Annotated in this window: 10 protein-coding genes; 7 read left to right on the forward strand and 3 right to left on the reverse strand. The window is 55.0% G+C overall.

All coding sequences use genetic code 11. The features are described 5' to 3' along the window. Nucleotides 1-31 precede the first annotated feature (31 nt). Nucleotides 32-781 (reverse strand): MipA/OmpV family protein, encoded by a 750-nt coding sequence (locus tag AC6I7A_RS10360; protein WP_498003557.1) that lies wholly within the window; start codon nucleotides 779-781, stop codon nucleotides 32-34. 420 nt (nucleotides 782-1201) lie between these two features. Here AC6I7A_RS10360 and yeaG point away from each other — a divergent pair, with 420 nt between their 5' ends. The 6 genes from yeaG (at nucleotide 1202) to AC6I7A_RS10390 (ending at nucleotide 9984) form a co-directional block, all read left to right on the forward strand. Continuing rightward, entirely contained in the window at nucleotides 1202-3136 is a 1935-nt protein-coding gene (yeaG, locus tag AC6I7A_RS10365; RefSeq protein ID WP_009089877.1) for a protein kinase YeaG, read from the forward strand. Between the two features lie 88 nt (nucleotides 3137-3224). Further along, nucleotides 3225-4502, forward strand: coding sequence for a YeaH/YhbH family protein (locus AC6I7A_RS10370; protein WP_058957292.1), 1278 nt, complete (start codon nucleotides 3225-3227; stop codon nucleotides 4500-4502). A 278-nt stretch (nucleotides 4503-4780) separates the two neighbouring features. Next, entirely contained in the window at nucleotides 4781-6508 is a 1728-nt protein-coding gene (locus AC6I7A_RS10375) for a potassium/proton antiporter (RefSeq protein ID WP_009089874.1), read from the forward strand. Nucleotides 6509-6586: 78 nt separating this feature from the next. Further along, nucleotides 6587-6820, forward strand: coding sequence for a DUF1480 family protein (locus AC6I7A_RS10380; RefSeq protein ID WP_009089872.1), 234 nt, complete (start codon nucleotides 6587-6589; stop codon nucleotides 6818-6820). 376 nt (nucleotides 6821-7196) lie between these two features. After that, nucleotides 7197-8663 carry an undecaprenyl-phosphate galactose phosphotransferase WbaP gene (gene wbaP / locus AC6I7A_RS10385; protein ID WP_033736229.1) on the forward strand — a complete coding sequence of 489 codons (1467 nt, stop codon included), beginning with the start codon at nucleotides 7197-7199 and terminating at the stop codon, nucleotides 8661-8663. A gap of 127 nt (nucleotides 8664-8790) precedes the next feature. Then, nucleotides 8791-9984 (forward strand): multidrug effflux MFS transporter, encoded by a 1194-nt coding sequence (locus tag AC6I7A_RS10390; RefSeq protein WP_058957293.1) that lies wholly within the window; start codon nucleotides 8791-8793, stop codon nucleotides 9982-9984. On the opposite strand, the gene dadX is transcribed toward AC6I7A_RS10390, so the two are convergent. Both dadX and AC6I7A_RS10400 read right to left on the reverse strand, forming a co-directional pair. Then, nucleotides 9977-11047 (reverse strand): catabolic alanine racemase DadX, encoded by a 1071-nt coding sequence (gene dadX / locus AC6I7A_RS10395; RefSeq protein ID WP_009089866.1) that lies wholly within the window; start codon nucleotides 11045-11047, stop codon nucleotides 9977-9979. The two genes, AC6I7A_RS10390 and dadX, sit on opposite strands and share 8 nt — an antisense overlap. Nucleotides 11048-11066: 19 nt before the next feature. Continuing rightward, nucleotides 11067-12368: a D-amino acid dehydrogenase gene (locus AC6I7A_RS10400; RefSeq protein ID WP_009089864.1), complete on the reverse strand. Its 1302-nt coding sequence runs from the start codon at nucleotides 12366-12368 to the stop codon at nucleotides 11067-11069. A gap of 504 nt (nucleotides 12369-12872) precedes the next feature. Between AC6I7A_RS10400 and AC6I7A_RS10405 the strand changes: the two genes are divergently transcribed. After that, entirely contained in the window at nucleotides 12873-14408 is a 1536-nt protein-coding gene (locus tag AC6I7A_RS10405; protein ID WP_009089862.1) for a SpoVR family protein, read from the forward strand. Nucleotides 14409-14419: the final 11 nt, after the last annotated feature.

The raw sequence follows: 14419 nt of genomic DNA on the forward strand, positions 1-14419 counted from the left end.
AGGGCGGTAAACGCCCTCTTTTAGTGCATACTTAGAAGCTGTAGCTGACGCCGGTCCAGACCGTCGCCTGCCCGCTTTTATCAATCATCGGGCTGTCTTTGATTTCGCTGTCAAAGCGGGTGTAACGCCCTACTACTCCGACGTTCCACTGCGTGTCAATCTGATAGCTGGCGCTCAGCTCAACATAAGGTGACCAGCTGTCATCCGGATTATAACGACTGATGCCGGTCCGGGCGCTCTCATGACCGGAGACAGCGTAGTAATAACGGTTCTGATTGGCACTGTTCCACATGGCACCGATGCCTGGCGTCAGGCTGAAGTCGCCCATCTGGAAGCGATAGAGATAGGTCAGGTCCCAGATGACACCATTGCTGTTGTTCAGCACATCACCCAGCAACGCGGTGCGGACAATCCCCCAGTCTGCCGTGTGACGGTAAGTGGCACCGCCCATCAGCGTCATGCGGCGCTTATCCAGTCCTTTCATATCGCCCAGATCGTTGTCGCTGGGTTTGTACTCCTGCGGTGACCCCAGCAGGGTCAGCGACAGCTGATTCTGCTGATCTTTCCACAGGTAGTAACCACCCTGCAGGCTGCGGAACCAGAAGTTTTCACCTTCGTAGTTGATCACCGGAACCGGAAGATACCGGTCCTGTCCGCCGCGATAGGGTGACTCTGCGTAGATGACCGATGCCCCCAGAGAAAGCGGATCGGCACTCGCCTGCCCGGTAAGTAAATAACAGGGCAGAAGGGCAACAAGCGTCTTAAATTTGAATTGGTTCACAATTTATTCATTCCATAAATATAACAATCAAACCCTAAGTCTAACGGTTTTTTACCGCTGGATTAACTTATATCAAAATCCTTTAAGTCAGTTACCGATGCAGGTGGCATTAAAGGTTAAAAGTACGTTAAGTTAATGCTTCAGTCAGTTGAACCCATCTCACAACAAATCAAAATTGCCGTTGATCTTCCCCGCATTCACGCAAACCCACGGAGGAAATTTCTTAGAAGCCATCTACAGTTAGAAGTAACAGCAAAGAGTTTGGACGAGCAGAGTAACCACAAACGTTGTGTATCCCGATAAAAAAGATCAGGTTGGCATAAGGGTTGCTGTACTCAACAGAGAATATCTTCCGGGAGCTGCTACAAGCCTCTAATTACGCTCCTTACCTGTGCTAAAAACGAAAGGACGGGCATCGCTATGAATATATTCGATCACTATCGTCAGCGTTATGAAGCTGCCAAGGACGAAGAGTTCACACTGCAGGAATTTCTTGCCATCTGTAAGCAGGATCGCAGTGCATACGCCAACGCTGCAGAACGACTGTTAATGGCTATCGGAGAGCCGGTAATGGTCGACACTGCTCAGGAGCCACGCCTTTCCAGAATATTCTCCAATCGTGTGATGGGACGCTATCCGGCGTTTGAGGAGTTCTACGGTATGGAGGAGGCGATTGAACAGATTGTCTCTTACCTGAAACATGCCGCCCAGGGACTGGAAGAGAAGAAACAGATACTCTATCTGCTCGGCCCGGTCGGTGGCGGTAAATCGTCACTGGCAGAACGACTCAAGTCGCTGATGCAGCGGGTGCCCATCTATGTGCTGAGCGCCGACGGCGAGCGCAGTCCGGTAAACGATCACCCTCTTTGCCTGTTTAACCCGCAGGAAGATGCGCACATCCTTGAGAAAGAGTATGGCGTACCGCGTCGTTACCTGGGCACTATCATGTCGCCGTGGGCGGCTAAACGGCTGCACGATTTCGGTGGCGATATCTCCCGTTTTAAGGTGGTAAAAGTCTGGCCATCCATCCTGGAACAGCTGGCCATCGCGAAAACCGAACCGGGTGATGAGAACAACCAGGATATCTCCGCGCTGGTGGGTAAAGTGGACATCCGTAAACTGGAGAACCACGCGCAGAACGATCCGGATGCTTATGGCTATTCCGGTGCCCTCTGCCGCGCCAACCAGGGGATTATGGAGTTCGTGGAGATGTTTAAAGCGCCGATCAAGGTGCTGCATCCGTTACTGACCGCCACTCAGGAGGGGAACTACAACGGCACCGAAGGAATTTCGGCGCTGCCCTTCAACGGCATCATTCTGGCGCACTCCAATGAATCCGAATGGGTCACCTTCCGCAACAACAAAAACAACGAGGCGTTCCTTGACCGTGTCTACATCGTTAAGGTGCCTTACTGCCTGCGCGTCTCTGAAGAGATCAAGATTTATGACAAGCTGCTGAACCACAGTGAGCTGGCCACCTCGCCCTGTGCGCCCGGTACGCTGGAAACGCTGGCCCGCTTCTCCATCCTGTCGCGTCTGAAAGATCCGGAGAACTCCAGCATCTACTCCAAAATGCGGGTCTACGATGGTGAAAGCCTGAAAGATACCGACCCGAAAGCGAAGTCGTGGCAGGAGTATCACGACTACGCCGGTGTGGATGAGGGAATGAACGGCCTGTCGACCCGCTTTGCCTTTAAGATTCTGTCGCGGGTGTTTAACTTTGACCACACAGAAGTGGCGGCTAACCCGGTCCATCTCTTCTATGTGCTGGAGCAGCAGATTGAACGTGAGCAGTTCCCGCAGGAGCAGGCTGAGAAGTACCTTGAGCACCTTAAAGGCTATCTGATTCCTAAGTATGCTGAGTTCATCGGCAAGGAGATTCAGACCGCCTATCTGGAATCCTACTCTGAATATGGTCAGAACATCTTTGACCGTTACGTTACTTACGCCGACTTCTGGATTCAGGATCAGGAGTACCGCGATCCCGATACCGGACAGCTGTTCGATCGTGAATCGCTCAACGCGGAGCTGGAGAAGATTGAGAAGCCCGCCGGGATCAGTAACCCGAAAGATTTCCGTAACGAGATCGTGAACTTCGTGCTGCGTGCCAGGGCACACAATAACGGTCGTAATCCGAACTGGACCAGTTACGAAAAATTACGCACCGTCATCGAGAAAAAGATGTTCTCGAACACGGAAGAGTTACTGCCGGTCATCTCGTTCAACACCAAGACCTCTACCGATGAGCAGAAAAAGCATGATGATTTTGTCGATCGCATGATGGAAAAAGGCTATACCCGCAAACAGGTTCGCCTGCTCTGTGAGTGGTATCTGCGAGTGCGCAAGTCGTCCTGATAAGAGTCTGTAAGCATGCCGGGTTGTCAGACCGGCACCACAGGTCGGGTTCGCCCGGCCTGCTTACAATGCAGTTTGGGGGAATACCATGGCCTATTTCATCGATCGCCGGCTGAACGGCAAAAACAAGAGCGCGGTCAACCGCCAGCGTTTCTTGCGCCGTTACAAGTCACAAATCAAGCAGTCGATCTCCGAGGCCATCAATAAACGCTCGGTGACCGACGTCAGCAGCGGTGAGTCTGTCTCAATCCCGATTGACGACATCAATGAGCCGATCTTCCATCAGGGACGGGGCGGAAATCGCCATCGGGTCCATCCGGGTAACGACCATTTTGTGCAGAATGACCGCATCGAACGGCCTCAGGGTGGGGGCAGCGGTGGCGGCAGTGGTCAGGGCAATGCCAGTCAGGATGGTGAAGGTCAGGATGAGTTTGTCTTTCAGATCTCGAAAGATGAGTATCTCGACCTGCTGTTTGAAGACCTCGCCCTGCCTAACCTGCGCCGCAACCAGCATCGTCAGCTGAACGAGTATAAGACCCACCGGGCGGGTTTTACCTCTAACGGCGTACCCGCCAATATCAGCGTGGTGCGCTCGCTGCAGAACTCGCTGGCGCGGCGTACGGCGATGACGGCGGGCAAACGCCGGATGCTGCACGAACTGGAAGAGACGCTTCTGCAGGTGGAGAACACCGAACCGGCACAGCTGCTGGAGGAGGAGCGGCTGCGTAAAGAGATTGCCGAATTGCGGGCCCGCATTGAGCGGGTGCCCTTTATCGACACCTTCGACCTGCGCTACAAAAACTTTGAGAAGCGCCCGGAGCCTTCCAGCCAGGCGGTGATGTTCTGTCTGATGGATGTCTCCGGCTCCATGGATCAGGCGACCAAGGATATGGCGAAACGCTTCTATATCCTGCTCTACCTGTTCCTGAGCCGCACCTACAAGAACGTCGATGTGGTCTACATCCGTCACCACACCCAGGCGAAAGAGGTGGATGAGCAGGAGTTCTTCTACTCGCAGGAGACGGGCGGAACCATCGTCTCCAGTGCGCTGAAACTGATGGATGAGGTGGTGAAGGATCGCTATGACCCGGCGCAGTGGAACATCTATGCGGCGCAGGCGTCCGATGGCGATAACTGGGCCGACGATTCGCCCCTCTGTCATGAGATTCTGGCGAAGCACATTCTGCCGGTGGTGCGCTATTACAGTTATATCGAAATCACCCGCCGTGCCCATCAGACGCTGTGGCGCGAATATGAGCATCTGCAGGCGATGTTCGACAACTTTGCAATTGAGCACATCCGTGAACCGGAAGATATCTACCCGGTGTTTCGTTCACTGTTTCACAAACAGGCCACGGAAGCCTGATTCGCAGACATTGCAGAGTGACGCTCTTTTTTACACGAAGCCGGTTAACCACCGGCTTTTTTTATCAGCTGAATAACCTGTTAAAACAACCTGTTTTCCTCCCCTTGCCTGCCAACCCCCTCATTCTTCACATTAATCTGATTCCGTATACGTTTAAGCAATTCGTATAATGTGCATTTTCACAATGACAACTCCTTGATAAACCATTATCTTTCAGAGATAGCATGGATATTTATCACCGCTTGGGCATCGCACCGTCATATCTCAGGAGACCGGGTTTGAACCACACTATCGTCTACAGTCTGTTTATCATCGGTTCCGTGCTGGTCGCATCGAGCATTCTGCTCAGCTCTTTCTCATCCAGGCTGGGCATTCCTATTCTGGTCATCTTCCTTGCGCTGGGTATGCTGACCGGGGTCGATGGTATCGGAGGCATCGCCTTTGATAACTATCCGGCGGCCTATCTGATTTCCAACCTGGCGCTGGCAATCATCCTGCTGGATGGTGGTATGCGCACCAAAGCCAGCTCGTTTAAGGTCGCGCTGGGGCCCGCGCTGTCGCTGGCCACCATCGGCGTCATGATAACCGCCGGCTTAACCGGTGTGGTTGCCGCCTGGTTGTTTAAGCTGGATATGATGCAGGGATTCCTGATTGGCGCGATTATCGGCTCCACGGATGCCGCCGCGGTCTTCTCCCTGCTGGGTGATAAGGGCCTGAACGAGCGCGTCAGCTCGACACTGGAAATCGAGTCCGGCAGCAACGACCCGATGGCGGTGTTTCTGACCATCACCCTGATTGAGATGATCGAACAGGGTCGCAGCGGGCTTGACTGGATGTTTCTGGTGCACCTGGTGCAGCAGTTCGGGCTGGGGATCGTGCTGGGCCTGGGCGGCGGCTGGGCGCTGCAGCAGCTGATTAACCGCATCAGCCTGGCGGGTGGCCTCTATCCGCTGCTGGCGCTGAGTGGCGGCATTCTGGTGTTCGCGCTGACCACCGTACTGGAGGGCAGCGGCATTCTGGCGGTCTATCTGTGCGGCTTTTTACTCGGCAACAGCCCGATTCGCAACCGCCACGGTATTCTGCAGACCTTTGATGGTATGGCGTGGCTGAGCCAGATAGGCATGTTCATTGTGCTGGGGCTGCTGGTCACCCCTTCCGACTTGTGGCACATCGCCGTGCCGGCGATGATCCTCTCACTGTGGCTGATTCTGGTGGCGCGCCCCCTGTCGGTATTTGTTGGCCTGCTGCCGTTCCGCAGTTTTACCACCCGTGAACGCTTCTTTATCAGCTGGGTCGGGTTACGCGGAGCGGTGCCGATTATCCTGGCGGTGTTCCCGATGATGGCCGGATTAGAAAACGCCTCACTCTATTTCAACATCGCCTTCTTTGTGGTGCTGGTCTCGCTGATGTTGCAGGGAACCTCGCTGGGCTTTGCGGCAAAAAAAGCCAAGGTGGTGGTGCCGCCGACGGCCTCACCCATCAGCCGTATCGGTCTGGATATCCATCCGGAGAATCCGTGGGAGCAGTTTGTTTATCAGCTCAGCGCCGACAAGTGGTGTATCGGGGCTGCGCTGCGCGATCTGAAGATGCCGCGCGAGACCCGCATCGCCGCCCTGTTTCGTGACAATGTGCTGATGCATCCCAACGGCGGGACACGCCTCAGAGAGAACGATGTGATCTGCGTGATTGGCCGTGAGCGCGATCTGCCAGCCCTGGGCAAAATGTTCAGTCAGTCGCCGCCAGTTTCGCTCGACCAGCGGTTCTTTGGTGACTTTATTCTGGATGCAGAAGCACGTCTCCGCGACGTCGCGCAGATCTACGGGCTGGAACTGGATGAGAGCACCAACGATCAGCAGTCGCTGGGACAGCTGATGCTGGGCATGCTGGGTGGCGCGCCCGTGGTCGGGGATCAGGTTGAGTGGAATGAGCTGACCTGGACCGTGGCGGAAAAAGAGGATAATCGTATCGTGAAAATTGGTGTCCGGCCGGCAGAAGAGAAGGAATAATCCTAATCATTCAGCCACGTTATTTTCTGTTGATACGCTAAGCTTACAGCTCTGTGCCAGAAAAAACGGGAGAAATGAATGGGACACGTGGTTAAAATTGGTCGTTATGAGATTGTTGATGCCGATCTTGACGGTGAGCACCCTGACACCGTCAGCATTCCCTGTCACACCAATCCCGGCTTAATTACCCAACTCGACGGCTGGGATCGCGATACCAGCGTACCGGCGTGGATTGATGGAAAACCGGTGGATCTGCAGATTGGTCATTATGATAAAGAGCAGGACCGCTGGATTTTAAAAAGACCCGCCTGATGCCTTATCACTACCGCCAGTCGCGAGATTTGGCGGTAATTCCTAAAAAGCGTCTTAAACAGTTTAGTTATAACTGCACCCCTGCTTATTTTATCCTTATATTACATGGCGTTAGCCGTTTAAAACTTTAATCACTTTTGTTGTTTTCAGATTTTTTCCGTATTAACGCCGTCAAATATCTCCTGCATACTCATTCTCAATGCTGCAACATTTCGTGAGTACCATCACGCTTTAATCTTCATCTTTTTTGCAGCTGTACTGGCTTTACTGACTGCAACAGACTGAAAATTATTTTTTAATTTTTCGGTGGCTCACTCCTGAGCGCGTCCCTGATTCTGGTCAGGCCATCTTTTACTTAAGAAAGAGAGCAGGTTTTATGGCAAGTACATTGATAATGAATAGCCCGAGCCGCTCATGGAGCGGCACGCGTAAAAATATCATCGTGAAATTCGCCCTGAGCTTTTCCGATCTGATTGCACTCAACCTCGCATTATTTTTATCCGCCGCAACCATTCAGGGTATTTGGGGCGAGCTGGATACGTTTATTCCCCCGCATCAGATTGAATACCGTTTTGTGGCGCAGTTTATTATGTCCGTGATGTGCACCGGCTGGTTCTGGGTTCGTCTGCGTCACTACACCTATCGCAAACCCTTCTGGTTCGAGCTGAAGGAGATTGTGAAAACGCTGTTTGTTTTCTCACTGCTCGACCTCGCGCTGATCGCGTTTTCGAAATGGGACTTCTCCCGCATGGTGTGGGTTTTCAGCTGGACATATGCCCTGCTGCTGCTGCCGCTGATGCGAACGCTGGTCAAACGCGCCATTAACCGGGCGGGCCAGTGGCAGAAAGAGACCATCATCATCGGCTCCGGCCGCAACGCAACCGAAGCCTATGCCGCCCTGCAGAGTGAGGAGATCCTGGGCTACAACGTGCAGGCCTTTATCTCTGTCGACGATGAGCCCTCTCAGCAGAGCGTCAATGGCGTGCCAGTAATCACCTGGAAAGACATCAACTGGCAGACCATTGACCGCGACAACGTGCAGTTTATTGTGGCCATGGAGTATGAGCAGCAGCCGATGCGTGACCGCTGGCTGAAATTCCTGTCGAAGATGAACTGCCGTTCGGTTTCCGTGATCCCGACGCTGCGCGGCGTGCCGCTCTACGGCACCGACATGTCCTTTATCTTCAGTCATGAAGTGATGATCCTGCGTGTCAGCAACAACCTGGCGAAGCACTCTTCGCGCTTCCTGAAGCGGACCTTTGATATTGTCGTCGCCTCCATGCTGCTGCTGTTCCTCGGCCCGATCTTCGCCCTGCTCTGCTTTATGGTGAAGCGCGATGGCGGCAATGCGATTTATGGGCATGAGCGTGTGGGTCAGGATGGCAAAAAATTCAAATGTCTGAAATTCCGTTCCATGGTGACCAATTCTAAAGAGGTGCTGGAGAAGCTGCTGGCGACAAGTGAAGAAGCCCGAATGGAGTGGGACAAAGATTTCAAACTGAAGAATGACCCGCGCATTACCCGTATCGGTGGCTTCCTGCGTAAAACCAGCCTCGACGAGTTACCGCAGCTGTGGAACGTGATCCGCGGTGAGATGAGCCTGGTCGGCCCGCGCCCGGTAATTGAGGCGGAGCTGGAGCGTTACGCCGGCGATGTGGATTACTATCTGATGGCCAAGCCCGGCATGACCGGCCTGTGGCAGGTCAGCGGACGCAACGATATCGACTACGATACCCGCGTCTACTTTGACTCCTGGTATGTGAAAAACTGGGCACTCTGGACCGACATTGCCATTCTGTTCAAAACCGCAGGCGTCGTGTTACGTCGCGACGGCGCTTACTGAGTTAAAGCCGCGATGCCTGTAAAAAGCAGGCATCGCACTTTCCGCACAGCTTACGCTTTCTTTTTCCCCTCTGAATCATTACCCTCTTCGGCTCGTTTTTTAACAGAACGTTTACCCTCTGGTTGTTATGCAAAAATTTACTTTATTGTTATTAAGCCTGGTGCTGCTGGCACCCTTAGGCATTGACCTCTATTTGCCCACGCTGCCGCAGATTGCTGAAGGGCTGAATACCCCGGTCAGTCTGGTGCAGACCACCATTCCTCTCTTTCTGCTGGTGATGGGGCTGGGACAGCTGGTGACCGGGCCGCTGGTGGACAATTATGGCCGTAAGCCCATCGCCCTGCTGGGGCTGGCGCTTTACATCGCCGGCAGTGTGATTGCCGCCACCGCCACCTCCTTCCCGCTGTTCGTGATTGCCCGTCTGGTGCAGGGCTGCGGCGTCTGCTGCAGCGCGGTCGTCGCCTTCAGCGGCGTGCGTGACCGCCTCAGTGGCGATGCCGCTGCCCGCGCTTACGGCTTTCTGAATGGCGCACTGAACATTGTCCCGGCGCTGGCCCCGCTGCTGGGCGGCCTGCTGGCCAGCGACTTCGGCTGGCGCGCGCCCTTCTGGTTCCTCTGCGCCTATGGTTTAGTGATTACGCTGCTGGTGCTGATTGGCCTGCCCGAGACGCGTCCGGCAGATACCCTGCGGGTAAAAGGCTTACCGGTGAAGCAGTACGCCGCCATCCTGCGTCAGCCACGCTTTCTGGCGTTTGCGTTCGCCAATGCCGGTGCACTGGGCATGGTGCTGACCTACGTATCGCTGGCACCTCAGGTGCTGATGACCGAAGGCGGGCTGACGCCGATCCAGTTCTCCTTTGCTTTTGGCGCAAATGGTTTCTGGATCATGTTTGTCAGCATGTTCGTCAATAAAGCGATTCGCAAGGCGGGCCGGCCTTTCTGCCTGGCGATGGGGTTCTTCACCATGCTGCTGGGCGCGGTGCTGCTGGTTGCCGGGATGCAGATCTTCCCGGCGGCGATGCAGACGCACTGGGCGCTCTACATGTTCCCGGTGGCGGTTTCTGTTGCCGGTCTGGCCTTCACCGTCGGCCCGGCCACCAGCTATGCGCTGGAGCCTTACCAGCAGCAGGCGGGTGTGGCGTCGGCGTTACAGGGATTTATTCAGATGGCGGGCGGTGCCGCAGGCAGCCTGATTGTTGTCACACTGCCGGTGGCGGAGAAGCTGTCACTGAGTCTGATGATGCTGATGGGTGCAGCGCTGGCCTTTATCGCCTGGCGCTGCAGCAGAAAAATGCGCGGCAGTCTGACCGCGCTTAGCTGAGGGTGACCGGAACGCGGGGTGCCAGCGCACACATCAGCTCGTACCCTACCGTTCCGGCTGCTTTCGCCACCTGATCGATTTTCACCTGCTCGCCCCACAGCTCAACCGCTGAGCCGATTCCCGCCTGGGGACAGGGGGTCAGATCCACCGTGATCATATCCATCGACACCGCGCCGACAACCTGGGTCATCACGCCGTCGACGCAGACAGGGGTGCCGGTCGGGGCATGCCGTGGATAGCCGTCGGCATAACCACAGGCGACCACGCCAATCCGCTGCGCGGCGCTGGCATGATAGCGGTAGCCGTAGCCGACCCCGTCGCCCGCCTGCAACTGCTGCACGGCGATGATCTCACTACTTAACGTCATCACCGGTTTCAGGCCGCTGCCCGCGATATCCTGCCAGTCGCCGCTGGGTGACGCACCATAGAGCACGATACCCGGGCGAACCCAGTCGAAATGCGCTTCGGGATGCCACAGCGTACAGGCGGAGTTGGAGAGCGACCGCGGACAGTTGAGTCCTTCTGCCGCCTGCTCAATGCGCTGCATGGGCGCAATCAGTCCCTCGGGGTTTTCGGCGTCGGCAAAATGCGCCATCAGCGTCATCTCGCCTGTGTTGCTCAGCGCACGCAGGCTCTGCCAGGCTCCGCTGACCTGTTCCGGCCGAAATCCGAGCCGGTTCATCCCGCTGTTGACCTTAAGATAGATATCCACCGGCGCTGAGAGTCTGGCGTTCGCCAGCGCTTTGATCTGCCAGTTACTGTGAACGCTGGTGGTCAGGCGATAGCGGTCGATCAGCTGCAAATCTTCCGGCCTGAAAAAGCCTTCCAGCAGCAGAATCGGTTTGTTCCAGCCGCGCTCGCGCAGCAGGATCGCCTCTTCCATATTGAGCAGCGCGAAGCCATCGGTGTCAGATAGCGGCTCGCGTACCCGATCAATACCGTGGCCGTAAGCATTGGCTTTAACCACTGACCAGACGCGGGATGCGGGGGCGGCCTGGCGCACGATAGCCAGGTTATGACGTAACGCCTCCGGGTTGATGGTCGCGACAATCGGACGTGACATCCTCTCTCTCCCTGAATACTTAACGAGTTGCGCTGGCGTTACGCAGCGGCGATGAGGTCGCCGCGAAACCAGGTAAGTAGCGGAATACCGCTAAGTCATCCGCCGCAATCGCCGGCGTTTTACCGGAGATCAGATCGGCCAGTAACTGCCCTGAACCACACGCCATCGTCCAGCCCAGCGTTCCGTGACCGGTGTTGAGCCAGAGATTAGAGATGGGGGTGGCGCCAACAATTGGCGTACCGTCTGGCGTCATCGGACGTAAACCGGTCCAGAAACTCGCCTGTGCAAGATGACCGCCTTCAGGATAGAGATCACTGACCACCATCTCCAGCGTTTCCCGCCGCGCTTCGGTCAGTTTGGTGTTAAAACCAACAATCTCTGCCATCCCGCCAACGCGGATGCGATCGTCAAACCGAGTCACCGCCACTTTGTAGGTTTCATCGAGGATGGTGGAAACCGGTGCGGCGTCGGGATTTTTGATTGGAATGGTGAGTGAATAACCCTTGAGCGGATAAACCGGGATGCTCAGAACGTTCTTCAGCAGCGCCGTGGAGTAAGAGCCAAAGGCCACCACATAGCTGTCTGCTTTGATGATCTCATCACCGCACTTCACGCCATAAATGCGATTTCCGTCGCGCAGCAGATGATCGACCGGGGTGTTGAAGCGGAATACCACGCCCGCCTCTTCGGCCATCTTTGCCAGCCGCTGGGTAAAGAGCTGACAGTCGCCGGTTTCATCGTTGGGGAGACGTAATCCACCGGTGAGTTTATGCCGGGTTGCCGCCAGTGCAGGTTCCACGCGTGACAGCTCATCGGCCTGCAGCAGTTCATAAGGCACCCCCGCGTCACGCAGCACCGCAATATCCTTGCTGGCGCTGTCAAACTGTTGCTGGGTGCGGAACAGCTGCAGCGTTCCGCCCTGACGACCTTCATAGGCGATGCCGGTTTCACTCCGCAGCGCTTTCAGGCAGTCCCGGCTGTATTCGGCAATCCGCACCATGCGGCTTTTATTCTGCTGATAGTGGTTGATGTCGCAGTTGCGCAGCATGTGCCACATCCACTCCAGCTGAAAGCTGCTGCCATCCAGCCGGATAGCCAGCGGCGCGTGGCGCTGGAACATCCACTTTACCGCTTTCAGCGGCACGCCTGGCGCGGCCCAGGGGGCGGCATAACCTGGCGAGATCTGACCGGCATTGCCCGCGCTGGTTTCCATCGCCGCGGCAGGCTGACGATCGATGACGGTGACCTGATGTCCGGCTCGCGCCAGATACCAGGCACTGGCTACGCCGACAACCCCACTTCCAAGAATCACTACGTGCATAGTTTCCCCATCCAACGTCTAAAAGCATAATTCACTGTTCAGAAGATGATAGTCAGCGGATCACCGCAGCGGACACCACCCCGAAATCACAGCATCCATTTCACATCTTTTTCACTTTTCAGGTAACTAAAATCTTGCTGCACGATGAATTTCAGCGCTTTATGCGCCTTATTCCTTAAAAGCAGAAATAAATGACAACAAAGGCAGTTAAATCTGCGCATGGCAGGAGAATCATTCAACCTCATACATTCCACTTATAAACAGGACTTTATCCTGCCATCTGGCTAATGGTTCGAATTAAAAACGGTTAAATTCCCTTTTGCCTCACACTTAATGATTTTGTGCCAAAGATTTCATTTGAGTTCGCATTTCGGATAGGCGACAGTGGGCTATCATTGTTGTGTTCGCTCAGTTTTTTTCGGGTTCCCTTTTTCAGGATGAAGCCTTAAATAACCAGAACGGGTTGTCTTTCGGGTCAGCCGGTTTGCCACAAAGAGGTGCGCTATGACGACAATCTTTGACGAAGCCATCAGAGACAGCAAACGACTCAATGACGGACCAGACTGGACATTCGAACTGCTTGATGTCTACTTAGCGGAGATCGACCGCGTCGCGAAGCTCTACCGTCTGGATACCTACCCGCACCAAATCGAAGTGATTACCTCTGAACAGATGATGGATGCCTATTCCAGCGTCGGCATGCCAATCAACTATTCACACTGGTCATTCGGCAAAAAGTTTATCGAAACCGAGCAGCGCTATAAGCACGGTCAGCAGGGCCTGGCCTATGAGATTGTCATCAACTCCAATCCCTGCATCGCCTACCTGATGGAAGAGAACACCATGACCATGCAGGCGCTGGTGATGGCACATGCCTGCTATGGTCATAACTCTTTCTTCAAAAATAACTACCTGTTCCGTAGCTGGACGGATGCCGGATCGATTGTCGATTACCTGCTGTTTGCCAAAAACTATATCAGTGACTGCGAAGAGCGCTATGGCGTTGAAGAGGTGGAGCGGCTGCTCGACTCCTGCCACGCCTTAATGAATTATGGCGTGGATCGCTATAAACGCCCGCAGAAGATCTCCCTGCAGGAGGAGAAAGCCCGCCAGAAAAGCCGGGAGGAGTATCTGCAGAGTCAGGTGAACACGCTCTGGCGCACGCTGCCGCGGCGTGAAAAAGAGGCAGTCACGTTCGAAGCCGCACGCTACCCTTCTGAGCCGCAGGAGAACCTGCTCTATTTCATGGAGAAGAATGCGCCGCTGCTGGAGCCGTGGCAGCGTGAGATCCTGCGCATTGTGCGCAAGGTGAGCCAGTATTTCTATCCGCAGAAGCAGACTCAGGTGATGAATGAGGGCTGGGCAACCTTCTGGCACTACACCATCCTTAATCACCTCTATGACGAAGGTAAAGTGTCGGAACGCTTCATGATGGAGTTTCTGCACAGCCATACCAATGTGGTCTATCAGCCGCCCTACAACAGCCAGTGGTATAACGGCATTAACCCCTATGCTCTGGGCTTCGCGATGATGCAGGATATCAAGCGTATCTGTCAGTCCCCTACCGAAGAGGATCGCTACTGGTTCCCGGATATTGCGGGTTCTGACTGGCTGGATACGCTCCATTTTGCGATGCGCGAGTTTAAGGATGAGAGCTTCATCAGCCAGTTCCTGTCGCCGAAGGTGATGCGCGACTTCCGGCTGTTTACCGTGCTGGATGATGACCGCAACAACTATCTCGAAATCGCCGCCATTCACGATGAGGCCGGCTATCGGGCGATTCGCCAGCAGCTCTCCGCCCAGTACAATCTGAGCAATCTCGAACCCAATATTCAGGTTTATAATGTCGATCTGCGCGGTGACCGTTCGCTGACCCTGCGCTATGTACCGCAGAGCCGCACGCCGCTGGACAAGAGCCGCCGAGAAGTGCTGAAGCACGTGCATCGGCTGTGGGGATTTGATGTGATTCTGGAGCAACAGAATGAGGATGGCAGCGTTGAGCTGCTGGACCGCAACCCGCCGCGAAATACCTCACTCTGACCGCATAAAAA

The organism is Type-F symbiont of Plautia stali (genome assembly GCF_059731105.1).